This window comes from Pseudomonas sp. D3-27, from assembly GCF_051132165.1.
Taxonomy (GTDB): Bacteria; Pseudomonadota; Gammaproteobacteria; order Pseudomonadales; family Pseudomonadaceae; genus Aquipseudomonas.
Genome location: NZ_CP071667.1, coordinates 2189607 through 2213290, shown reverse-complemented (window position 1 = coordinate 2213290; position 23684 = coordinate 2189607). Strand labels below are relative to the sequence as shown.

18 protein-coding genes are annotated in these 23684 nt (G+C 61.4%); 7 read left to right on the top strand and 11 right to left on the bottom strand.

Annotated features, from left to right (window positions below):
* Nucleotides 1-110: 110 nt before the first annotated feature.
* Nucleotides 111-824 (bottom strand): FadR/GntR family transcriptional regulator, encoded by a 714-nt coding sequence (locus J3P92_RS10275; RefSeq protein ID WP_420764540.1) that lies wholly within the window; start codon nt 822-824, stop codon nt 111-113.
* A gap of 341 nt (nt 825-1165) precedes the next feature.
* Here J3P92_RS10275 and J3P92_RS10270 point away from each other — a divergent pair, with 341 nt between their 5' ends.
* The gene (locus tag J3P92_RS10270) at nt 1166-2512 is read left to right on the top strand and encodes an MFS transporter (protein ID WP_434563460.1); all 1347 of its coding nucleotides are present in this window, start codon (nt 1166-1168) and stop codon (nt 2510-2512) included.
* 30 nt (nt 2513-2542) lie between these two features.
* Nucleotides 2543-3886, top strand: coding sequence for a glucarate dehydratase (gene gudD / locus J3P92_RS10265; protein ID WP_434650635.1), 1344 nt, complete (start codon nt 2543-2545; stop codon nt 3884-3886).
* Between the two features lie 77 nt (nt 3887-3963).
* Here gudD and glgB read toward each other — a convergent pair whose 3' ends face one another.
* The 3 genes from glgB to J3P92_RS10250 all read right to left on the bottom strand — a co-directional run bounded on the left by glgB (nt 3964) and on the right by J3P92_RS10250 (nt 11720).
* Complete coding sequence (gene glgB, locus J3P92_RS10260) at nt 3964-6198, bottom strand: 1,4-alpha-glucan branching protein GlgB (protein WP_434563456.1); 2235 nt, start codon at nt 6196-6198, stop codon at nt 3964-3966.
* Between the two features lie 11 nt (nt 6199-6209).
* The gene (treS, locus tag J3P92_RS10255; protein WP_434650633.1) at nt 6210-9554 is read right to left on the bottom strand and encodes a maltose alpha-D-glucosyltransferase; all 3345 of its coding nucleotides are present in this window, start codon (nt 9552-9554) and stop codon (nt 6210-6212) included.
* A gap of 168 nt (nt 9555-9722) precedes the next feature.
* Nucleotides 9723-11720 (bottom strand): alpha-1,4-glucan--maltose-1-phosphate maltosyltransferase, encoded by a 1998-nt coding sequence (locus J3P92_RS10250; RefSeq protein ID WP_434563452.1) that lies wholly within the window; start codon nt 11718-11720, stop codon nt 9723-9725.
* A 207-nt stretch (nt 11721-11927) separates the two neighbouring features.
* On the opposite strand from J3P92_RS10250, the gene J3P92_RS10245 reads away from it, so the two are divergent.
* Entirely contained in the window at nt 11928-12092 is a 165-nt protein-coding gene (locus J3P92_RS10245) for a hypothetical protein (protein WP_434610768.1), read from the top strand.
* A gap of 135 nt (nt 12093-12227) precedes the next feature.
* On the opposite strand, the gene J3P92_RS10240 is transcribed toward J3P92_RS10245, so the two are convergent.
* Entirely contained in the window at nt 12228-12728 is a 501-nt protein-coding gene (locus J3P92_RS10240) for an MgtC/SapB family protein (protein WP_434650631.1), read from the bottom strand.
* 131 nt (nt 12729-12859) lie between these two features.
* Here J3P92_RS10240 and J3P92_RS10235 point away from each other — a divergent pair, with 131 nt between their 5' ends.
* From J3P92_RS10235 to mapR, 3 genes are all read left to right on the top strand, one after another.
* Nucleotides 12860-13096 (top strand): DUF3203 family protein, encoded by a 237-nt coding sequence (locus tag J3P92_RS10235; RefSeq protein WP_420764554.1) that lies wholly within the window; start codon nt 12860-12862, stop codon nt 13094-13096.
* A 552-nt stretch (nt 13097-13648) separates the two neighbouring features.
* Entirely contained in the window at nt 13649-15061 is a 1413-nt protein-coding gene (ccoG, locus tag J3P92_RS10230; RefSeq protein ID WP_434650629.1) for a cytochrome c oxidase accessory protein CcoG, read from the top strand.
* Between the two features lie 38 nt (nt 15062-15099).
* Nucleotides 15100-16509: a GntR family transcriptional regulator MpaR gene (gene mapR / locus J3P92_RS10225; RefSeq protein ID WP_420764556.1), complete on the top strand. Its 1410-nt coding sequence runs from the start codon at nt 15100-15102 to the stop codon at nt 16507-16509.
* Nucleotides 16510-16624: 115 nt separating this feature from the next.
* Here mapR and J3P92_RS10220 read toward each other — a convergent pair whose 3' ends face one another.
* Nucleotides 16625-17371 carry an SDR family oxidoreductase gene (locus J3P92_RS10220; protein ID WP_434610761.1) on the bottom strand — a complete coding sequence of 249 codons (747 nt, stop codon included), beginning with the start codon at nt 17369-17371 and terminating at the stop codon, nt 16625-16627.
* Between the two features lie 77 nt (nt 17372-17448).
* Nucleotides 17449-18348 carry a Dyp-type peroxidase gene (locus J3P92_RS10215; protein WP_434610760.1) on the bottom strand — a complete coding sequence of 300 codons (900 nt, stop codon included), beginning with the start codon at nt 18346-18348 and terminating at the stop codon, nt 17449-17451.
* A 227-nt stretch (nt 18349-18575) separates the two neighbouring features.
* On the opposite strand from J3P92_RS10215, the gene ampC reads away from it, so the two are divergent.
* The gene (gene ampC, locus J3P92_RS10210; protein WP_434650627.1) at nt 18576-19721 is read left to right on the top strand and encodes a class C beta-lactamase; all 1146 of its coding nucleotides are present in this window, start codon (nt 18576-18578) and stop codon (nt 19719-19721) included.
* Between the two features lie 61 nt (nt 19722-19782).
* Here ampC and J3P92_RS10205 read toward each other — a convergent pair whose 3' ends face one another.
* The 4 genes from J3P92_RS10205 to J3P92_RS10190 form a co-directional block, all read right to left on the bottom strand.
* Nucleotides 19783-20340, bottom strand: a complete 558-nt coding sequence (locus J3P92_RS10205) for a DUF4174 domain-containing protein (RefSeq protein ID WP_434651114.1) — start codon at nt 20338-20340, stop codon at nt 19783-19785.
* A gap of 136 nt (nt 20341-20476) precedes the next feature.
* Nucleotides 20477-21835, bottom strand: a complete 1359-nt coding sequence (locus J3P92_RS10200) for an erythromycin esterase family protein (protein WP_434650625.1) — start codon at nt 21833-21835, stop codon at nt 20477-20479.
* Nucleotides 21836-21904: 69 nt separating this feature from the next.
* A complete protein-coding gene (locus tag J3P92_RS10195) occupies nt 21905-22690 on the bottom strand; it encodes a sulfite exporter TauE/SafE family protein (protein WP_434563435.1) in 786 nt (261 codons plus the stop codon).
* Between the two features lie 103 nt (nt 22691-22793).
* Nucleotides 22794-23543, bottom strand: coding sequence for a hypothetical protein (locus J3P92_RS10190; protein WP_434650624.1), 750 nt, complete (start codon nt 23541-23543; stop codon nt 22794-22796).
* Nucleotides 23544-23684: the final 141 nt, after the last annotated feature.

Sequence of the window (23684 nt, the reverse complement as noted above, 5' to 3'; positions counted from 1 at the left end):
AGCTCGTTCCCACAAGGGTGCTTTGGTATCCGCAGACGCACTGTTCACCCCAAATCCCCTGTGGGAGCGAGCTTGCTCGCGATGGCGGTGGGTCAGGTGACGATGATCCGTCAGCCCCCCGCACCCAACCGGTCACGACTGTTGGTCAGGTGCAGCCACATGGCCGCGCGGGCGGCGTCGGGGTCCTGGCGCTTGATGGCGTTGTAAATCGCTTCGTGCTCCAGGTTGGCAAATTGCGCAAGCCTGCCCAGGTCCGCCTGACCACGTTCGGCCATGTTCACCCGCGTACGGGGAATCATCGCACTGCCCAAGTGCTGCATGATTTCGACAAAACAGGTGTTGTCCGTGGCTTCGGCGATCAACAGGTGGAAACGCCGGTCAGCCTCGACGCAGCTGTCATTGCTGCTGAGCAACCGCTGATAGTCATCCAAGGCCTCGCGCATCTGCTGCAATTGCCGTTCGCTGCGACGCTGGGCAGCCAAAGCCGCGGCCTGGGTCTCAAGCCCCAAGCGCAATTCCAGGATTCCCCGAACGCCCGCCGCGGTATCGACGTTGAGCCTCAGCCCTTGCTCCCCCGTTTGTTCCAGCACGAAAGTGCCTATGCCGTGGCGTGTCTCCACCAGCCCCGAGGCCTGCAACTTGGAAATCGCCTCGCGCACCACCGTGCGGCTGACGCCATGCTCTTGCACGATGGCGCCCTCGGACGGCAACTTCTGCCCCGGCTTCAACTGCCCAAGCAAAATGCTCTGGCTCAACTTCGCCACCAAGTCATGGGCCAGGTTGTGGGCGCGCTTGCGCAGGGGCGCTTCAATGTCTTGCTGCATGTGCCAGGGTTCCTTGAAGACAGGCGTGTCGATCCTATCACTGGCAGGGTTGGATTTGTGCATCGGCGAGGCTTTTACTTGTATGACAACAGGCAGGATAGCCCTTTAAAAACCGCATAAAGGGGGATGTATTCGACACCCGTTTCAAAACCGTTCAGATAGGGTAGAACCGCCTTTATCGGCTTACAACCCCCCACAAATACAGCATAAAAACCCTTCCCACCCAATCCAATCGTGCTCAAAAATCGCTTGTCAGACAAAAAAACCAACTTGTATGATGTCTATCAACATCGGCACCCGCACGATGCCCCGCATAAAAATAAAGAGTGGGAGAAAAATCAGTGAATACCTCCAGCCTCAGGGCGAATGCCGGCGCGGATCCGGTGCTGCAATCGGCTATATCCAAGGTCAAGCGCCACATCTTGCCGCTGTTCGTCATCATGTTCATCGTCAACTACATCGACCGGGTGAACATCGGCTTCGTCCGCTCCCATATGGAGCACGACCTGGGCATCGGTGCAGCCGCCTACGGTTTTGGCGCCGGCCTGTTTTTCATCGGCTACGCGCTGTTCGAAGTCCCTTCCAACATCTTGTTGCAACGCATCGGCGCCCGAATCTGGCTGACGCGCATCATGCTTACCTGGGGCCTGGTGGCGGCAGGCATGGCCTTCATTCAGAACGAAACCCACTTCTACATCCTTCGTTTCCTGCTGGGCGTGGCCGAGGCTGGCTTCTTCCCTGGCGTGATTTATTACTTCACCCGTTGGTTGCCCGGGGTCGAACGCGGCAAAGCCATCGCCATCTTCCTCAGCGGCTCGGCGATCGCTTCGCTGATTTCCGGCCCATTGTCAGGATTGCTCCTGCAGATCAACGGCCTGGGCATGCACGGTTGGCAGTGGATGTACTTTATCGAAGGGATGTTTTCCGTCGGCCTGTGCTTCTTCGTCTGGTTCTGGCTCGACTCCAAGCCCCACGACGCCAAGTGGCTGGACCGTGCTGAACAGGACGCGCTGGTCAAGGCCATCGATGATGAACAGGCAGCCCGTGAAGCCGCGACGCCGATCAAGCTGTCCATCGGGCAACTGCTCAAGGATCGCCAGATCATTCTGTTCTGCGTGATTTATTTCTTCATTCAATTGACGATCTATGCCGCCACCTTCTGGCTGCCGAGCATCATCAAGAAGATGGGCGAGCTCAGCGACGTTCAGGTCGGGCTGTTCAATTCGATTCCCTGGTTGCTGTCGATTGTCGGCATGTACGCCTTCGCCTCGCTGTCGGCCAAATGGAAGTTCCAACAGGCCTGGGTCGCTGCGGCCCTGCTGATCGCCGCGGCGGGGATGTTCATGTCCACCACCGGCGGGCCCATCTTCGCCTTCGTCGCGATCTGCTTCGCGGCCCTGGGTTTCAAATCGGCGTCTTCGCTGTTCTGGCCGATTCCCCAGGCCTACCTGGACGCACGCATTGCCGCCGGCGTGATCGCGTTGATCAACTCGGTGGGCAACCTCGGCGGCTTCGTCGCGCCGACCACCTTCGGCCTGCTGGAACAGCACACCGGCTCGATCCAGGGCGGTCTGTATGGCCTCGCCGCCACGTCGATCATTGCCGCGATCATCGTATTCGCCGCACGCAACACACCCAAGCAGAAATCCGCCACGACCTCTACCGACCCGGTTACCAGCCACGCCTGACCACAACAATAATTCAAGGATACGTACACGATGACTACGCCAGACACCAGCAAAGCCCCGATCATCACCAGCATGCAGGTCGTGCCCGTGGCCGGCCACGACGGCATGCTACTGAACCTCAGCGGCGCCCATGGCCCGTTCTTCACCCGCAACATCGTCATCCTCAAGGACAATGCCGGGCACACCGGCGTGGGCGAGGTGCCCGGTGGCGAACGCATTCGCCAGACGTTGGAAGATGCGCGCTCGCTGGTAGTCGGCAGCCCCATCGGCACCTACCAGAAAATCCTCAACAGCGTGCGCCAGGCCTTTGCCGACCGCGACGCCGGTGGCCGTGGCCTGCAAACGTTCGACTTGCGCATCACCATCCACGCCGTCACTGGCCTGGAAGCCGCATTGCTGGATCTGCTCGGCCAGCATCTGGATGTCCCGGTCGCGGCCCTCCTCGGCGAAGGCCAGCAGCGTGACGAAGTGAAGATGCTTGGCTATCTGTTCTATGTCGGTGATCGGCAACAGACCGACCTGCCCTACCGCAGCGAACCGGACGCCGATAACGACTGGTTCCGCGTGCGTCACGAGAAAGCCCTCGATGCCAAAGCGGTGGTGCGCCTGGCCGAAGCGGCCCGTGCGCACTACGGTTTCCAGGACTTCAAACTCAAGGGCGGCGTGCTCACGGGCGACGAGGAAATCGAAGCTGTGACCGCATTGGCCGAGCGTTTTCCCCAGGCGCGCATCACCTTGGACCCGAACGGCGCCTGGTCACTCAAGGAAGCGATCCGCTTGTGCCGTGATCAGCACAAGGTGCTGGCGTACGCCGAGGACCCTTGCGGAGCGGAGAATGGCTATTCGGGCCGCGAGGTGATGGCCGAGTTCCGTCGGGCCACCGGTCTCAAGACCGCCACCAACATGATTGCCACCGACTGGCGCGAGATGGGCCACGCCATTACCTTGCAATCGGTGGACATCCCCCTCGCCGACCCGCACTTCTGGACCATGCAGGGTTCCGTACGGGTCGCGCAGATGTGCAATGAGTGGGGCCTGACCTGGGGCTCCCATTCCAATAACCACTTCGATATTTCCCTGGCGATGTTCACCCACGTAGCAGCCGCCGCACCGGGCGACATCACTGCCATCGACACCCACTGGATCTGGCAGGACGGCCAACGCCTGACCAAGGCGCCTTTGCAGATCAAGGGGGGTTGCGTGCAGGTGCCGAAAAAACCTGGGCTGGGGATCGAACTGGACATGGACCAGCTGGCCAAGGCTCACGAGCTGTACAAAGGCATGGGGCTTGGGGCGCGGGACGATTCGGTGGCGATGCAGTACCTGATCCCGGGCTGGACGTTCAACAACAAGCAGCCGTGCCTGGTTCGCTGAGACGCTAAGAACTTTTAGCTCGGCACCGCAATGTGGGAGCGAGCTTGCTCGCTCCCACATTGGATCTGAATCCGGGGCTAACCCTCCGGCCGCAGGATCAGCACCGCCAGCGGCGGCAGGTTAAGTTCCAGCGAAAGCGCCTGGCCATGGCTGGGGATTGCCTCGGTCGAGGCACCGCCGCCGTTGCCATAGTTGGAACCGGCGTAGGTGTCGGCATCGCTATTGAGCAACTCCACCCAACGACCACCAAACGGCACGCCCACCCGATACGCCTCGCGCGGCACCGGTGTGAAGTTGGCGACCACCAGCACTGGCCGACCGTCCTTGCTCCAGCGCAACCACGCATAGACGCTGTTGAGCGCATCGTCGCCGATCAACCACTGGAAGCCCTGGGGTGCGTCGTCCTGATCGTGCAGCGCCGGCTCTTCGCGATAGAGTCGATTCAGATCGCTGACCAGCCTTTGCACGCCGCGGTGCTCCGGGTACTGCAACAGGTACCAATCCAGTTGCTGGTCATGATTCCATTCGCGCCATTGGCCGAACTCGCAACCCATGAACAGCAGCTTCTTGCCGGGATGGCCCCACATGAAACTCAGATAAGCCCGCAGGTTGGCGAATTTCTGCCAGCGGTCACCGGGCATCTTGTCGATCAGCGAACGCTTGCCATGGACCACTTCGTCGTGGGAAATCGGCAGAACGAAACGCTCGGACCAGGCGTACACCAGGCCAAAACTCAACTCGTTGTGATGATGGGCGCGGTACACCGGATCCTGCTGGATGTAATGCAGCGAATCGTGCATCCAACCCATGTTCCACTTGTAGGCGAAACCCAAACCGCCCTGCTGCGTGCTCTGGCTGACGCCAGGCCAGGCGGTGGACTCTTCGGCGATGACCAGCGCACCAGGCGTTTCCAGGGCGATCACGTCGTTGAGATGCCGCAGGAAATCGATGGCCTCCAGGTTCTCCCGTCCGCCATGGCGGTTAGGCACCCATTCGCCGGCCTTGCGCGAATAGTCGCGATACAACATCGAGGCCACGGCGTCCACCCGCAGGCCGTCGACGTGGAAATGCTTGAGCCAATGCAACGCCGACGCCAGCATGAAGCCGTGGACTTCGGTGCGGCCCAGGTTGTAGATGAGCGTGTCCCAATCCTGATGGAAGCCTTCCAGCGGGTTGCCGTACTCGTACAGCGCCGTGCCGTCGAACTGGGCCAGGCCATGGGTATCGGTGGGAAAGTGCGCCGGGACCCAGTCCAGGATTACGCCAATGTCAGCCTTGTGGCAGGCGTTGACGAACGCGGCGAAATCATCGGGCGAACCAAAACGCGCCGTGGGGGCAAACTGCGAAAGGGGTTGATAGCCCCACGAACCACCGAACGGGTGCTCCATGATGGGCATCAGCTCGATATGGGTGAAGCCCAGGTCCTTGACGTAAGGGATCAACCGCTCAGCCAGCTCATGCCAGTTGTACTGCCGGGACACCTCCCCCGCCTCGTCGATCTCGCACTGCCAGGAACCGGCGTGCAACTCATAGATCGAAAGCGGCGCGCCCGGTAGTTGGCGTTCACGACGGCTCTGCATCCACTCGTCGTCGTGCCATTCGATCTTCAGGGGCGGGGCGACCTTGGACGCCGTATCAGGCGGCATCTGCGTGGCCAGGGCCACCGGGTCGGCCTTGAGCGGCAGGATGCCGTGGGCACCGAGGATTTCATATTTGTAGCCTTCGCCGGGACCCAGCCTCGGGATGAAGATTTCCCACACGCCAGACGGGTAACGAATGCGCATCGGGTGCCGGCGCCCGTCCCAGACGTTGAAATCCCCCACCACCGAGACCCGGCGCGCATTCGGCGCCCAGACGGCGAAGCGCACGCCATCGACGCCATCCACCGTTTTCAGTTGAGCACCGAGGCAGGCACTGAGGTCGCGGTGATTGCCCTCGGCAAACAGGTAGAGATCCATTTCCCCTAGCAGCGGTCCGAAGCTGTACGGGTCCTCGGCAACCTGCTCTCCACCGGCCCAACGGGTGCGCAGCAGGTACGGTTGGGCGCGGTCGAAATGGCCGACGAACAGGCCCGGGGTTTCGGTGATCTGCAACTCGCCCAGCTCTTCGCCGCCGTCACGGGCGAGCACATGTACACTCAACGCGCCGGGCAGATAGGCCCGGATGAATTGCCCTCCGGCGCCATCGCCATGAGGACCCAGGATCGAAAACGGGTCGTGGTGTTCGGCGCGCACCAGCGCGTCGATGTCGTGGGGGGCCGGCAGCAAAGACTCTTTGGCCTGCCCCTGTGATTCCTTGTTCGAGACGCTCATGATTCTCTCCACTAAATCGGTCCGGCTAAATCGGAAAAGGGTTCAAGCCCACTCAATAACCCGTACAGGCCGTGCAGCGGCACGGGCAGCCAGGCAGGGCGATTCTCGGCTTCATAAGCCACTTCATAGGCCGCCTTCTCCAGGCCGAACAACGCCAATGCGGCGTCCTCGCCTTCAGCATCCTTCCACTCATGGGCAAGACTAGCTGCCGCCAGCCGATATGCCTGGACAAATGCCTGGCGAGCCTCGGTCAGATAACGGTCGGCGACTCGCTTGCGCGCCGCATCGGCATCGGCCGTGCTGTCGACGGTGTGCAACTGGACCGCCATCGCCGCCGCGTAATCGAACGAGCGCAACACACCGCTGACGTCCTTGTACGGGCTGTGCTTGCCACGTCGTTCATGCAACGGCCGCGCCGGCTCCCCTTCGAAGTCGATCAGGTAGGCATCGCCCTTGATCACCAGCACCTGCCCCAAGTGCAGGTCGCCATGCACGCGGATGCGCAAGCCGCCAGCGGCCTTGCCGGCCAGCTCCTGGACGTGGGCCAGCACGGTTTTGCTGTGTTCCAGCAAGCGTGCGACCATCGCCTGGTCCGCTGGGTTCAATTGGTCCTGGTTCTGTTTGAGCAGACGCAAGGCATTTTCCACCTGAGCGGCCACGTCCTTGCCGATGGCCTGGGCCTCCTTGGCGCTGGTAGGCTGGGGCGCGAAGTCCGGATTGTCGGTGGGCTGGGCGAGCACCTGGTGCATCTCCCCGAGGCGCTGGCCGAGCATGCCGGCGAAATCCTTCAGTTCGCCCAAGGCGTTGTAATGCTGTTCCTGCTCCGACACGGCGTCGGCCAATTCGTCGCGCAACGCGCGTTCGAGATTGTTCTGGGTCCATTCCCATGCATCGCCCTGGTTGCTCAGGTAACCCTGGGCGATCATCAGCAAGGCATCTTCACCCTGGGCATCGCGGCGAATCACCGAACCCAGCAGCGGCGAAATATTGCTGAAGCCTGCCGCGGTCAAGTAAGCGCTCATCTCCAGTTCCGGGTGAACGCCGGACGCGACCTTGCGAATCAATTTGAGCACCAGGCTGCCACCCACCACCACCGAACTGTTGGACTGCTCGGCGGACAGGTAGCGCACCTCCGGCTCGGCGCCCAGGTTCAGCGCCGCCAGACCTTCGGTGGGTTCGAAGCGCAATTCACCGTCAGCGCACGGCAGCACCGAACCGGCCTGAATGCCCTGGAGCACCGCGCGAATGAAGTTTTCCAGGGTGAACGCATCGGTGATCAAGCCGACCTGGCGACCCCGACGAACCCGCGACAAGGCCAGTTGCTGGGGCAGCGCCGGGCCGACGTGCTCTTCGGCGAGGAGGCCAAATGGAAGTTGATAACGCAAGGTCTGGCCGGCGCTGGTGACGTCGATTTCGCTCAACAGCACAGGGTGTTGCGGATCGCCGAAGCGCACGCCATAAACGATGTCGACGTTTTCGATGGCGCTGTCCTTGCCGGCGAACCAGCGGCGCTTTTGCAGCCAGCTTGGCAGGATGCTCTGCTCCAACGTGGCGCGCGATGGCGCCTCGAGCAATTCTTCCAGGCGTTTTTTCAGCACCAGCGTGGTGAAATCCGGCAGGCTCTGGACCGGCTCCACATGCCAGCTCGGCATCTGGTTTTCCGCCGCCAGGGCGAACCAATAGAAACCGTACGGCGCCAGGGTCAGCAGGAAATTCAACTGGCCAATTGGCGGGAATGCGTTGCCACCAAGCATTTCCACCGGGACCATGCCCGCATAGGCCGACAGATCCAGCTCGGCAGCCTGGGCACTGCGCGATACGTTGGCCACGCAAAGGATGATTTCGTGCTTGCCGTCCGGACCGGTGTACTCACGGGTATACGCCAGGATCCGCCGGTTGCTCGGCGACAGCATTTTCAACGTGCCCCGGCCAAAGGCCTTGGATTGCTTGCGCACTGCGAGCATGCGACGGGTCCAGTTGAGCAGCGAATGAGGGTCGCCGGACTGGGTCTCGACGTTCACCGACAGATAGCCGTATTGCGGGTCCATGATCGGCGGCAACACCAGGCTCGCCGGGTCGGCGCGGGAGAAGCCGCCATTGCGGTCGATGGACCACTGCATCGGCGTGCGCACGCCATCGCGGTCGCCCAGGTAGATGTTGTCGCCCATGCCGATCTCATCGCCGTAATACAAGGTCGGCGTGCCAGGCATCGACAGCAACAGGCTGTTGAGCAACTCCACGCGACGGCGGTCGCGCTCCATCAGGGGAGCCAGACGTCGACGAATGCCGAGGTTGATCCGCGCGCGACGGTCGGCGGCGTAGTAGTTCCATAGGTAGTCGCGCTCCTTGTCGGTGACCATCTCCAGGGTCAGCTCATCATGGTTGCGCAGGAAAATCGCCCACTGGCAGTTGGCCGGAATCTCCGGCGTCTGGCGCAGGATGTCGGTGATCGGAAAGCGATCTTCCTGGGCCAACGCCATGTACATGCGCGGCATCAAAGGGAAGTGGAACGCCATGTGGCACTCGTCGCCATTGAGGCCTTGGGCATCGACGTCGCCAAAATAGAGCTGGGTGTCTTCCGGCCATTGGTTGGCCTCGGCGAGCAACATGCGGTCGGGGTAATTGGCGTCGATCTCGGCACGAATCAGCTTGAGGACGTCGTGGGTCTCGGGCAGGTTCTCGTTGTTGGTGCCGTCGCGCTCGATCAGGTAGGGGATCGCGTCCAGACGCAGGCCATCGATGCCCATGTCGAGCCAGTAGCGCATCACCGAGAGCACGGCCTTGATGACTTGCGGGTTGTCGAAGTTGAGGTCCGGCTGGTGCGAGTAGAAACGGTGCCAGAAGTACTGGCCGGCGACCGGGTCCCAGGTCCAGTTGGACTTCTCGGTGTCGAGAAAGATGATCCGCGTGCCGTCATATTTGTGATCGTCATCGGACCAGACGTAGAAATCCCGCGCCTTGGAGCCTTTCTTGGCCTTGCGTGCGCGCTGGAACCAGGGGTGCTGATCGGAGGTGTGGTTGATGACCAGCTCGGTGATCACCCGCAAGTTGCGCTTGTGGGCTTCGGCAATGAAGCGCCGCGCGTCGGCCATGGTGCCATAGTCGGGGCTGACCCCCCGGTACTCGGCGATGTCGTAGCCGTCGTCACGCCGGGGCGAAGGATAGAACGGCAGCAGCCAGATGGTGTTGACGCCCAGGTCGGCGATGTAATCGAGCTTCTCGATCAGACCGGGAAAATCACCGATTCCGTCATTGTTGGAGTCGAAATAGGATTTGACGTGAACCTGATAAATGACCGCGTCCTTGTACCAGAGCGGGTCGTTGATGAAGGTGGCAGACCGGGGTTTCTTGGCCATTTGCAACTCCTGCTGATTCTATAAAGCCGTTGAGCTGGCTGGCGAGACGTACGTGGCGAGGGAGCTTGCTCCCGCTTGAGTGCGAAGCGCTCATCGCTTTTAGAGGGCCGCTGCGCGACCCAGCGGGAGCAAGCTCCCTCGCCACAAAAGCATCCGCTCACTTTTGTTTTATGCCACGCTGATCCGCCAGATCCCGAACGGCTGGTAAGCCGGGTCGATGCGCATGAACTGGTACTTGCCATACCAAGTCCAGCGGTGGCCGTTCATCAAGTCCTCGCCCTGGGTCTGGGCGTCGTCCGGCAGGCCCATCTCCCACAACGGCAATTCGAAATTCGCTTCCTGGACGTTATGCGGATCGAGGCTCACCGCCACCAGGATGAAATTGCTGCCGTCCGGTGTGCGCTTGCCGAAGTACAGGATGTTGTCATTCCAGGCGTTGTAGATTTTCAGGCCAAGGTGCGTATGCAACGCCGGGTTCTGGCGACGGATACGGTTGAGTTGGGCGATTTCGGCGATGATGTTGCCCGGCGCGGTGAAATCCCTCGGGCGGATTTCGTATTTCTCCGAATCGAGGTACTCCTCCTTGCCTGGCACCGGCGCCGATTCGCACAGTTCAAAGCCCGAATACATGCCCCACAGGCCCGACCCCATGGTCGCCAGCGCCGCACGAATCAGGAAACCCGCGCGTCCCGAGTGATGGAGGAACGCTGGGTTGATGTCCGGTGTGTTGACGAAGAAATTCGGCCGGTAGCATTCGCGCCAAGGCGACTCATTGAGCTCGGTGAAATACGCCGCCAGCTCGGCCTTGGTGTTACGCCAGGTGAAGTAGGTGTAGCTCTGGGAATAACCGACCTTGCCCAGTCGCGCCATCATCGCTGGGGTGGTGAACGCTTCCGCGAGGAAAATCACCTCTGGGTGCTGCGCACGAACGTCGGCGATCAGCCATTGCCAGAACGGCAATGGCTTGGTGTGAGGATTGTCGACACGGAATATCTTCACGCCTTCGTTGACCCAGCCGACGACGATATCCCGCAGTTCCAGCCACAGGCTGGGGATTGCATCGGCGGCGTAGAAATCGACGTTGACGATGTCCTGGTATTTCTTCGGCGGGTTCTCCGCGTATTTGATCGTGCCGTCCGGCCGCCAGCTGAACCAGCCCGGATGCTGCTGCAGCCAGGGGTGGTCCTGGGAACACTGGATGGCGAAATCGAGGGCGATCTCCAGGCCATGGTCGGCGGCCGCGGCCACCAGGCGCCGGAAATCTTCACGGGTGCCCAGCTGAGGATGGATCGCCTCATGGCCGCCCTCCTCGCTGCCGATGGCATATGGGCTGCCTGGATCGTCCGGACCGGCGGTCAGGGAATTGTTCGGCCCTTTGCGGAAACTGCGGCCGATCGGATGGATCGGCGGAAAGTACAGCACGTCGAAGCCCATGTCCTGGATCACCGCCAGGCGCGAATGCACATCGTTGAACGTGCCGTGACGCTTGGGATCATCGGTGATCGAACGGGGGAAGAGTTCGTACCAACTGGCGAATTCGGCCAGTTGGCGCTCCACGTCCAGTGGATATTCGGGACTGATGCTCAGGTAAGGCCGGTGATCGGCCAGGGACATCAAGTCGGCACTGCGTGGCGCGAGAAACAACGCCACTTGCTCTTCAGGCAGCAGGCCCGAAAGCTCGTGGTGCAACGCGGCCAGCTGTTCGCTCAATTCGCCGTCGCTACGCTCGGCGGCTTGTTGCACGTGGTTGCGCCCCTCTTGCAGCTCCAGGCTGATGGGCACACCGGCGGCGTATTTTTTTTCCAATTCATAGCGGAAGCTGGCGAACTGGTCGAACCAGGCTTCGATACAGAACACGTAGCGTCCGACGGCCGGTACTGTGAACTGGCCACGCCAGCCATTATTACCCAGCTCGGCCATGACCTCGCTGTTCCAGATGTCATCTTCCAAGGCACGCCAACGGATTCGCACGGCCAATTTATCGTGGCCATCGGCGAACACCTTGCTGGTCACCGTCACGTCCTGTCCGGCGAGGGCCTTGGCGGCAAATTGCCCGCCGTCAATCACTGGCGTGGTGTCTTCAATCGCAATACGCGGCAACAACAAGGCCTGGGACAACGGCAGATGCGGGTTGTATTCCAGGTCGGTCGGCTGTTCGGCAGTCATCGAGCATCGCTCCTTTTACGCCCCATGGACGCGTTTGTGGCGGTAAAGGCCCAACGGGTCCTGATTAACTCACTTAAGCTCCGAACCGGACCGGCAGCCAAAAGTTCAGCGGGATTTGCTGGCCGGCAGCGGGGAATCAAACCCGTCGAACGGTGGTCAACCAGACAAGCACGACTCAAGCCACTTGCGTCCTGGAGGCACCACCCGATGACCATTCCCATCCCGGCCGAAACACCCGATCCGAACATCGACGACCCCAACCTGCCGCCACCGGGTCCCGATCCCGAGCCGATTCCGGAAAAAGACCCGCCGCTGGACCCGCAGCCGCCCCAGGGCGATCCGCCAAGCGAGGCGCCGCCGGAGCGGTTTTAAAGCCTAGCCGCAGTTAACCTGCGGGAGCGAGCTTGCTCGCGATAGCGTCAGGTCAGCGAAGCCAGAGGTGACTGACACATCGCTATGGCGAGCTAGCTCTCCCACAAGGACCTTGCGCACAGCCCGGCGGATGCCTTACAGCTTCTCATCCCTCTCCAGTGCCCGAACAATCACTGGCATCACACTGAAGATTGCCAGCGCCAGAACGGTGCTGAGTACCGCCGTCGCTTCCCGGCCGAGCCCGGCGGCGACGCCGATGGCGGCGGTCATCCAAAGGCCCGCCGCGGTGGTCAGGCCTTTGACGTGGCTTTCATCTGCATCCGCGTTTTTCAAGATGGTACCGGCGCCGAGGAAACCGATCCCGGCGACAACGCCCTGTATCACCCGGCTCATCGCATCGGCCTCTGACCCCGACATTTGCGGCACCAGCACGAACAGCGCGGCGCCCAGCGCCACCAGCATGTGGGTGCGCACCCCGGCGGCCTTGCCCTTGTGCTCACGCTCGAACCCCAAAATGCCTCCCAACAGTGCAGCCATTACCAGGCGCACCGTCACCCGAGTCATTTGCTGGGCATCGGCGATGTCGGCGAACTCCGCTTGCAGGGTCATCCAGACTTCATCCCACCACGAATCCATGAACGTTCCTCTCTTCACTCGATAAACGATTGACCGCAAGCGATGCGAGACGTGCGACCGCTGATCAGCCACGAAGAACCCTGCCGATCGGGAGGCGCCTAACGTTCAGGCATACAGGAAGGAGCAGTACCATGACTGTACGTATCGATGACCACCAGACCTGCCATTTCGACACCGCCAACGGGCCGGAACTTCGCCCGGCCAGCGAGCTGACCATCATCACCGACCCGGACAAGGCCATGTCGGCGGTGGAGCTCAATGGCGGGCGGGTCTACCTGACCGAAGCGCAGGTCGATGCCCTGATCGTGGCTGGGGCGGCTGACGGGCGGCAGAATCTGAAGGCAACGGACGGGGATTCGGTCATCTGACGGCTCGTTTGGCTCTTATTTTTTGATCTTGCGTTGCTTTTGATCTTGCGTTGCTTTTGATTTTGCCTCGCTTTTGATCTTGCGTTGCTCTTGATCTCGCTTCGGCTTTTGATCTTGAACGCCCCGTTAACCACGCTGGCCGAACGCAGGTATTGCGTAGTGGGTATCCCGGCATGGATGCCGGGATAGCCGCGCAGGGCCATGGATGGCCCATCGCGGCGGGCCCACGGAGCAATGCCGGAGTGAGGGAACGCCGAGCCTAGGCGAGGTGCCGAGTGGTGGGGCGAAGCCTTTTTTGCTTACTTTTTTTGGCGTCTGAAAAAAAGTAAGCCGCCGTAAGGGGCGGAACCGTCAGTAACAAATTACCGCAGCAACGGATATAAACACCATCCCAAGAACGAAGCCCACAATCCGTGAGGTGCATCAAACTGGCGCAGCGCAAGGCTCTTCACCCCATCTGATCCGGTTTTTATCAACCCACCTGAGCCTGTTATGCAAACAGTTCAATGGTCATAGTGCCCCAGCCAGATAGCGGCTGATGAGCGACCGACCATGAGCGAAAGAATCCCCGCCCAACTGATACAGACCTTCGACCCCACGCCCACAAAAACAAAGTCCGGAACCACCGACAACCTGATCCACACCCGCAGCTTTACCGGCTTGTTCCGCACCTTGCGCATCAGCGGTGCCGGCATTCTGTTCCTGTTGTTCTTCGGCACGGTATGGCTGAACTGGGGCGGTCGCCAAGCGGTGCTCTGGGACCTTTCCGAGAGCAAGTTCCACATCTTCGGCGCGACCTTCTGGCCCCAGGATTTCATCCTGCTGTCCGCCCTGCTGATCATCGCCGCGTTCGGCCTGTTCGCCATCACCGTGTTCGCAGGGCGCGTGTGGTGTGGCTACACCTGCCCCCAAAGCTCATGGACCTGGATCTTCATGTGGGTCGAGAAAATCACCGAAGGTGAACGCAACCAGCGCATCAAACTCCAAGCCGCGCCGTGGGACTTGAACAAACTCCTGCGGCGCTCGGCCAAGCACACCTTGTGGCTCGTCATCAGCCTGCTCACCGCCCTGACATTCGTCGGTTATTTCACCCCGATCCGCCCCCTGGCCGAGGAACTGCTGACCTTGCAGATCGGCGGCGTCAGCCTGTTCTGGGTGCTGTTTTTCACTGCGGCCACTTACCTCAACGCCGGCTGGCTGCGCGAAGCGGTGTGCATGCACATGTGCCCTTACGCACGGTTCCAGAGCGTGATGTTCGACAAGGACACCTTGACCATTTCCTATGACGTGGCCCGTGGTGACATTCGCGGGCCACGCAAACGCGAGGTCAATCCCGCCGATGTCGGACTGGGTGACTGCATCGACTGCCAGATGTGCGTGCAGGTCTGCCCCACCGGCATCGATATCCGCGATGGCTTGCAAATGGAATGCATTGGTTGCGCGGCGTGCATCGACGCCTGCGACTCGATCATGGACAAGATGGGCTACGCCCGTGGCCTCATCAAGTACACCTCCGAGCATCAACTGCAAGGAGGCAAGACACATCTGCTGCGGCCACGGCTGGTGGGCTACACGGCGGTGCTGCTGTTCATGATCGGTGCCCTGGCGGTGGCGCTGGCGGAGCGCCCCATGGTGTCGCTGGATGTCAGCAAGGACCGTGGGCTGTTCCGTGAAAACAGCCAGGGCCAGATCGAAAACATCTATAGCCTGAAAATCATCAACAAGACCCAGCAACACCAGGCGTATGAATTGTCCCTGGTGGACGGCGACGGCTTTGTCCTGCAAGGCAAGACACGCCTGAGCCTGGCGCCGGGGGAAATCGTCGACGTGCCAGTCTCGGTGGCGATGCTCAGCGAACGGCCACGCAGCGGTTCCCAGGAAATGACCTTCAAGGTTGCCGACAGTGACGAGCAGCAAGTCTACAGCGTGGCCAAGAGCCGTTTTGTCGCGCCGATGAATCGGTGACCCTTTAAGATGCAATGTCCCTTATGACCGGGCCCGCCATGAAACGCTACGAAAAATTCGCCGACGACATCGCTGAACTGATCCGCTCCGGCATGCTGGGGCCCGGCCAGCGCGTGCCGTCGGTGCGCTACGCCAGCCAAACGTACGGCGTCAGCCCGTCCACTGTTTTCCAGGCCTATTACCTGCTGGAGCGACGCGGCCTGATCCGGGCCCGGCCGCGTTCCGGTTATTTCGTCAATAATCTTGCACCGCGCCCGTTCTGCGAGCCGGTCATCAGCAGCCAGGTGCAAGAGTCCACTGAAGTCGATGTCAGCGAACTGGTGTTTTCGGTGCTCGACTCGATCAAGGATCCCGCCACCGTACCGTTCGGCTCTGCATTCCCCAGCCCCATGCTGTTTCCGTTGCAGCGGCTGTCCCGCTCGTTGTCCAGCGCGACCCGGGACATGGACCCACGCGTGGTGGTGACCGACATGTCACCGGGCAATCCTCAACTGCGCCGCCAGATCGCCTTGCGCTATATGGTCGGTGGGCTGATGTTGCCCATGGAGCAATTGCTGGTCACCAATGGCGCCCTGGAAGCCTTGAACCTATGCCTGCAAGCGGTGACCGAGCCCGGCGACCTCGTGGCGATCGAAGCCCCTGCGTTCTATGCCAGCCTGCAAGTGCTGGAAAGGCTGAAGCTCAAGGCCGTGGAAATCCCCGTGCATCCGCGTGACGGGATCGACCTGGACGTGCTGGAACAGACGCTGGCGCGCCATCCGATCAAGGCGTGCTGGTGCATGACCAGCTTCCAGAACCCCATGGGCGCCACCATGCCCGAGGCGCGCAAGCAAGCGTTGGTGGAGCTGTTGCGCCAACACCAGGTGCCGTTGATCGAGGACGACGTCTATGCCGAACTCTATTACGGCCAGCAGGCTCCCAAACCAGCCAAGGCGTTCGACACCGAAGGGTTGGTGATGCATTGCGGTTCGTTCGCCAAGAGCCTGGCCCCGGGTTATCGCGTCGGCTGGGTCGCCGCCGGGCGCTATGCGCAGAAGATCGAACGGCTCAAGCTCATGACATCCCTGTGCGCCTCGATGCCGGCCCAGGCCGCGATCGCCGACTACCTGCAACACGGCGGCTACGACCGGCACCTGCGCAAGCTACGCTACGCCCTGGAAGAACAGCAAAGCGCCATGCTCGCCGCCATCGGCCGCTATTTCCCGCCCCAGACCCGCGTCAGCCAGCCGGCGGGCGGCTATTTCCTCTGGCTGGAACTGCCGGAGCAGATCGACTCGCTGAAGCTGTTCCAGATGGCATTGGCGCAAGGCATCAGCATCGCCCCCGGGCCGATCTTTTCACCGACCCAACGTTTCAGGAATTGCATCCGGCTGAACTATGGCGGGCCTTGGACTGAGGCGTCGGAAAAGGCGATGGAGACATTGGGGCGGATTATCCGGTCGTTCTAATATTTGGTTTGCCAGCACTACCGCCATCGCGAGCAAGCTCGCTCCCACATTTGGAACGCAATCCCCTGTGGGAGCGAGCTTGCTCGCGATGAGGCCAGGGCAGACCGCCCAGTTCTCAGCGCCCACCACCAAGGTCAACAAACGTCCCCGTCGCATACGAAGCCTTGTCCGACAGCAACCAGATAATCGCCTCCGCCACCTCATCCGGACGCCCGCCTCGCGCCATGGGAATCGCCGATTCCAGCTTGCTGACCCGCTCAGGATCACCACTGAGGGCGTGGAAATCGGTGTAGATATAACCCGGGCGAACGGCGTTGACGCGAATGCCTTCGCCGGCCACTTCCTTGGACAGGCCTACGGTGAAGGTATCCAGTGCGCCCTTGGAGGCCGCGTAGTCGACGTATTCGCCCGGCGCGCCCAAGCGGGCGGCAACCGACGAGACGTTGACGATGCTACCGCCCTGCCCGCCATGGCGGGGCGACATGCGCAGCACCGCATGCTTGGCACACAGGATCGGCCCCAGCACATTGGTCTTCAAGATTTTGAGAATGCGGAACTCGGACATTTCATCGAGCCGGGATTTGTGGGCGACCGTACCGGCGTTGTTCACCAGGGCGGTGACACGGCCCAATTCGGCGTCGACGCGGTTGAACAGGCCGACCACCTCATCTTCGATGCTCACGTCGGCCCGCACCGCAATGGCCTGCGCACCCTTGGCCCGGACCTGTTCGAGGATGTCCTGAGCGGCGTTTTCATCGGACTGGTAGTTGATGCAGATGTGATAGCCCTGATCCGCCGCCAGCAGCGCCGTGGCCGCTCCGATCCCGCGCCCGCCACCAGTGATGACGATGACTTTATCCACGCTTGCTCTCCCGTTCCACGCAAACACGTCGGGCCCAAGAATAGCGTTGACCCGACGATTTGCACAACGCGGCCGGTTTACCGGGGCGATGACACCGACTGGCGAGCCAGTGCGCGCAGGTCCAGGCGCCCGTCCAGCAGCGGCGGGCACCAGTAATACCCGCCAGTGATCGGCCGGCTCATGCGGTACAAACCATCGGTAATGCCGTCTTCGAGGCCGCTCATGCGGCGCAGTTGCGCTTCGAAGGCATCCAGGGAGAAACCGAACGCCAGGAACATCAGCCCAGCGCGATCGCCTTCGATCCACGGCATGGAACGGCGCACGACGAAAGCCTCCGGTGCAAAGCTTTCCTGGGCCGTGCGCTTGACGTGGGCCGACTCCGGCGCCTCTTCGATTTCCTCGTTGTCGCTCAAGCGACGGCCCATGATGTTGTCGCGTTCGTGGGGCTGCATCGCCGCGAACCCGTCCAGATCGTGCTGCCACTGCTGGATCGCGGCGAAGCTGCCACCGCGCAGTCCGTCGGCGCCCTGGGCCAGGGCAGCGGCGACGGCCGCGTCATCGTGGGGGTTCTCGGTGCCGTCTTCGTAGCCGGTCAGGTCGTGGCCGGTCATATGGCGGAAGGTTTCGTTCATTTGCACCAGGCGCAGGGCCGGCGCCAGGGCCGCTTCGATGGCGCGGCTGCGGTGCAGCAGCTCGCCGCGATCCTCGCCATGCAACCAGCACCACAGCGCGTGCTGGGTCGAGGGATTATCGACGCCGACACCGGCCAGGGCAGGAAATGCCCGCAGCCCCTTGACCTCGGCGCCCAACGCTTGCACCAACGACTCGCCAAACCCGACAACCGCGCGGCCATCCAATTGCAGCAACAATTTATCGATCGCAGCCGGCAGTGCCTCGACCGATTCCAGGGCAAAAAACAGATGACGGGCCTGAGGCGGAACAGGGGTGGCGAGAATGCCGGGCTGGTAGTAACTCATGGGAACTCCTTCGGAAAGAGTCGCGAGTTTACCCGGCGGCCGCCGCTTTGTGTCGTTTCGCTTGAGGACAGGACCCTTCGGCCGACGGGACCGTTTTGTGGGAACGCTCCCACGTCCCTGTCAGACAGCTCGGAACCCAGCCTGCATCCGTTGCTACGGATTGCCGGGCAGCAAAAAACGCCCTAGATTGACCGTCCCTCAAGGAAGGCCAACGAGAGCGGTCCATCATGCACATTGCCAAATCGATACTCGCCGGGAGCTTTTTCCTGATCCTTTCTTTTACCGGCGTCGCCCAGGAACGCCTTGAAGAAACTGTCGATGCCGTTATCCAGCCCCTGATGAAACAGCAGGACATCGCGGGGATGGCGGTGGCGATCACCCACAACGGCCAGCGCCAGTTCTTCAATTATGGCGTTGCCTCCAAGGACACGAGAAAGCCCGTCACCGACCAGACCCTGTTCGAAGTCGGCTCGATCAGCAAGACCTTCACCGCCACGCTCGGCGCCTATGCCCAGGCCCAAGGCAAGTTGCAATTGTCGGATCCCGCCGGTCGCTATGCCCCGCAGCTGAACGGAGCAGCGCTGGCAAACACCCGCCTGCTCGATCTCGCTACCTACACGGCGGGCGGGCTGCCTTTGCAGTTTCCCGACGATGCAGACCATGCCGACAGGATGTTCAGCTATTACAAGTCCTGGAAACCGCTCTACCCGACCGGCACCCAACGGCTCTACTCGAACCCGAGCATCGGCCTGTTTGGCCATCTGGCGGCCCGCGCCCTGGGTCGGTCATTCGATGACGTGATGGAACAAACGCTGATGCCGGGGCTGGGCCTCAAACACAGTTATGTACGGGTGCCGCAAGACCAATCGGGCCGATACGCCCAGGGCTATGCAAAGGATGGCAAGCCCGTGCGGGTCGGACCTGGCGCCTTGGATTCCGAGGCGTATGGGGTGAAGACCAGCTCAGCGGACCTCATTCGTTTCGTCGAGGCCAACCTGCGACCGCAAAAGCTGGACGAAGCCTTGAAGCAAGCCATCGCCACGACCCACATGGGTTTCTATCGGGTCGGCGGGATGACCCAGGGCTTGGGCTGGGAGTTCTACCCTGCCCCGTTCACCGTGGATGACCTGCTCGCCGGCAATACCCCGCAGATGGCCCTGACCCCACAGAAAGTCGAACCGCTCAACCCGCCCCGCCCGGCGCCGGACGGCAGCTGGATCAATAAGACAGGCTCTACCAACGGCTTTGGCGCATACGCGGCGCTCGTGTCTGGAAAGGATTTGGGGATTGTGATGTTGGCGAACAAGAACTACCCGATCGAAGAACGGATAAAGGCCGCGCACAAAATCCTGGCGGCATTGGAACGACAATGAAGTCTGCTTTTGTGGCGAGGGGGCTAGCTCCCTCGCCACGTAAATTCGGTGCTATAGAGGGTCAATCCTCCAGCGCCTTCGGCGCGGCCGCGGGCTTGGTGGGCTTGGCCGCCTTGCCCGGCTTGGCGCCTTTCGCGTCCTTGGCCGGCGCGGGTTCTGGCTCGGGTAGCGGGGTTGGCGCCACGGCTTCCTTTTCAGTCGCAGGCAATTTGTCGACAGCATCGAACAGCTCGCTCAATGTGATCGCGCCGGAATGCTCAAGCTTCTTTTCCCCATCCTTGCCCACCAGGATGATCTTGGGCAGCGCACCGGCTCCCAGCTTGAGAGAACGGATCAGTGCCATGGTGCTTTGCGGGTCCAGATCCTTGCCATCACGTTTCCCGATGGTGTTGAAAACGGTGTAGAGCATCATGTTTCGTTCGGAGAATCCCTGCTTGCCCTCTGGCTTTTCGAGCTCTGCTTTCAACGTGGACCATGCAGGGTCGACGGAGCTGGGCGCGATAATGATCAAGGGGCGGGTCTTGCCCACCTCCGCCACCAGGGGCGAGTCGCCATCAGCGGCGAACAAGGGGCCAGCAAAGGCCAGCAAGGTAGCGAAGGTCAACGACCGAATAAGCATGCGCCTCTCCTTTTGATATTTACGCTGTACTGATTGCACATGGCGGCGATTGTTCCGCGAGAGTCGCCCGTTACCGCAGCTGCCTGCCTTGAAGCTTAGGCCACCGGCCCCATAGCGCAACCGCGTCACGAGGCGCTCAAAGGCCGAATGGGAAGGTGTCTTCCTCGTGCTCAAGCGTGTGAGGTGTTGGCAATGGCGTGACCGCTTCGGTCTGCTCGAACCAGAGCCAGGCATCGAACTGCTCGGCCAATACGGCTTCGAAGTAATGGCTCTGGCGTTCGGTTTCAGGGCGGTAGATCACGCCGATAGCGCGTTCGAGCAGGGGCTCGGACAATGCGTCCAGCAGTGCCTCGTCAGGATTAGTCCGCCAGTCCGTGAGCGATGCGCGAACACCCGTATTCAGGAATTCCCGCTCCCAACTGCCGGCCAGCGCGGGCAGCACCTGCTTGATTTTCATCGGTGAGTCCCAATCGTCGGCCGCCGCCACGCTGCCACGATTGGTGCCCATGCCCAGCAGCACCGCGTCGCGGCCGTAAGCCATGCGGCATAACTGGCCGATATTGAATTCACCTTCCCAACCCATGCGAGTCGCGGCGGCATTGCCGATGTGGGAGTTGTGCGCCCAGACCACCGCTTTCGCATCGGGGCCACGATGTTCCATCAGGCTCTGCAGGGTGTCGAACATGTGCCGGTCCCGCAGGTTCCAGGACGATTTTCCGCCGCGATACATGGCCCGGTAGTACTGTTCGGCGGCGCGCACGACCCGGGCGTTCTGGATGGCGCTGAAGAAACTCTCGTCATCCTCGATCAGGGGATCGAGGCGCTCGGCGAGCAGCGTATTGAGCTGCTCGACCACCGCGTCCTCGCAGGTCGCCAGGTTGCCGCGTTCGGTGAAATGACCGTAAAGCGCCGGGTCGTCGTGCCAAGGCGTCAGGCAACCATAACGATGCCGGGCGCCGCGGGCCAGGTGGGGGTGTGCCTTATCGAGGTAGTTGAGCACTTCGTCGATCGAGTGCCGCAAGCTGTAGACGTCGAGGCCGCGAAACTCCACGCGCCGATCGCCCGGCTGCTCCAGGTTGTAATCGCGCAACCAGCGGACGAAGGACTGTACGTCGGTGTTGCGCCACATCCAGCTTGGAAACCGGGCGAAATCCTGCTGTTTCCAGGCCGAGGGTCCGAGGTCACGCACGCAGCGGTCGATTTGCCCGGCGTCGGGCCAGTCGGCTTCGACGGCGACGATCCCGAAGCCGTGATGCTCGATCATGTGCCGGGTGATGGCCGCGCGGGTGCGGTAGAAGTCATGGGTGCCGTGGCTGGCTTCGCCGATCAGCAAGACCTTCGCGTCGGCAAAGCGATCGAACATCTCGCCAAACGCCGGGCTGTCCTCGGCGGGCAGCGGTTCGGCGTGATGACGCAGAATGTCGGCGATGTCGGAGCGAGGTTCGACGCGACGACGGCGCAGGCGTTGCAGCAGATCTCTGGCTGGGCTGTTCATGGATCGTGGCCTCATCAGTACCTGGTTTACAGGTATGACTATGCCTATCGGCCCATGACTCCGAGCAAATCAGAACGCCAGTTTGAAGCCGATCATCGCCAACATCACCGCCAGGCAAGGGCGCAGGAGTTCATCGGAAATACGTCCCGACAAATGGCTGCCCAGGTAAATGCCCGGCAGTGAACCGATCAGCAAGAAGCCGAGGATGTGCCAGTCCATGTTGCCCATGCTTGCGTGGCCCAGGCCGGCCACCAGGGTCAGCGGCACGGCGTGGGCGATCTCGGTCCCCACCAGGCGCCTGGTGACCAGGAACGGATAGAGGATGAACAGCGCGACAGTGCCCAGGGCGCCGGCGCCGATGGAGGTCAACGCGACCATCGTGCCCAGCACCAAGCCGGTAATCACAGTGAGTACGTTGAGCCGTGAGCCGCTGGGGTTGTAGTGGCCGCCGGCGCGATCGTGGGCGAATTGGAGCAGGCGTTTCTTGAACAGGATCGCCAGGGCAGTGGCGAACAACACAAAACCCAGTGCTTGCTTGATGACTGCGTTCATCGCGTCTGGCGAGCTGTTCAGGCTGCTGAGGAACCACAGGGTCAGCCCGACCGCCGGCACGCTGCCCAAGGTCAGCCAACCGGTGATGGACCAGTCGATATTGCGGTTCTTGGCGTGAACCAGCACGCCGCCGGATTTGGTAATGGCCGCGTACAGCAGGTCCGTACCCACCGCCGTCGCGGGGTTGATGCCGAACCACAGCAGAATGGGGGTCATCAGCGATCCGCCACCCACGCCGGTCATCCCGACGATGAAACCGACCACCAGGCCCGCTACGACTAAACCGAAATTACCGAAATCCATCAAACCCGTCTCAGCGCGACCGCGTGAAAAATCTGGCCGCGAGCATAGCGATTTTTCTTATAACCCCCTATATCGATGTGATCTATCTTTATTCCATTTTTGATCACTGGACGGGCAGGAAATTGAGGAACAGCAGGCTCTGTGCATAGTTGAGCCCTATCCGCCGGTAGCGCTCGTCGAGCATCTGCGTCAGCAGGTCCAGGCGTGCAACGATTTTCCCGAACTCGACGGCAAAGCTCAGGTTGCTGCCCTCCTCCGAGATTTCGTTGGAAAACAGCATCGGCGAGCCGTCCTTGTTCTGCCGCTGGCCCAGCAACCAGGTTGCCTTTTCGATGTTGCGCGCAGCGTTGCTGACGAAGCGCGGATCGATGGTGTCGGTCATGTAGAACTCCAGGCGATTGCCGTGAGCCGTGACCAGCATGCTGCCAATGGCGTAGATGAACGCACCGACCCTATCACCAAGGAACTCGGGGCTCATGGCATAGCTCAGGGCCGCCAGGTCCTTTTTATTGCCCAAGGTCGGCAGGGGCTGCTGTTGCTCGATGGCTTGGCGCACTTGCTTGACGGCGACGCGGACGTCGAGAAAGCCCGACTTGCGCAATTCTTCCGGGTTGCGCAGGTAAAGTTTGTGCATCAGCAGGTAAAGGCTCTGCAAGTTGTCGTGCATCGAGAGCGTGGCCATCCGGTCCACGCTGGTCTGCAAGAATTCCTGGGGCTTGGCGTTGCTGAACTGCGTAACCATGTCCTGGCCTTGCAGGTGGGTGCAGCCGCCGCTGAGCAACAGCAACAGGCCCACCAACAGCAGGTTGCTGCGACGTGGCGACACCATCACGGAAAGTAAAACACCGGCCATCGAATCTCGTCTGGACATGGGGAAGCGGTGGGGCTCGCCGCTTCCTGGCCATGGATAGAGCGGAAAAAACCCTAAAAGTGCAGTGCCTTACCCGAGAGTTGACGTCTGGTCACGATTCGCCTCGATCAATTAGTCTTACTT